1 protein-coding gene is annotated in these 418 nt (G+C 71.1%); it reads left to right on the forward strand.

Annotated features, from left to right (window positions below; genetic code table 11):
• Window positions 1-418 (forward strand): DUF2339 domain-containing protein (locus tag EN994_RS35090; protein WP_348631703.1); only part of this gene is annotated, 418 nt, incomplete at both ends.

Genomic DNA, 418 nt, shown 5'->3' on the forward strand with positions numbered 1-418 from the left:
CTGTTGGTCGTCATTTTCGCCGCCGGCGGCGAGTGGATCGCGCGGGCCGAGGAGCCGCCGCTCAAGGGCGGTGTCGCGGTCTCGTTTGCCCTGGGCGGCGCGGCCATCGCCGGGCTCCTGCTCATGCATATGGCTTTCGATTCCGGCTGGACCACCATCCTGCTCGGTGCGGCGGCCATCGTGCCGGCGCTGGCCACGCGCTGGCGCTCCTATCCGGTGCTCGGCTGGATTTCGGTCGGCGCGGTGATCGCGGTGCTTGGCCGTGTCGCCTTCGACCCGACCATTGTCGGCGCCGGCTTCCTGTCGACGACGCCGGTGTTCAACTGGCTGCTGCCGGGCTACGGCGTGCCCGCACTGGCCTTCGGCTTCGCCGCGTGGCAGCTAGCGCGCACCACCAACGGCCGACCGCGCCTTGCCA

The sequence above is a fragment of the Mesorhizobium sp. M7A.F.Ca.CA.002.09.1.1 genome, assembly GCF_003998555.1.
GTDB lineage: Bacteria > Pseudomonadota > Alphaproteobacteria > Rhizobiales > Rhizobiaceae > Mesorhizobium > Mesorhizobium ciceri.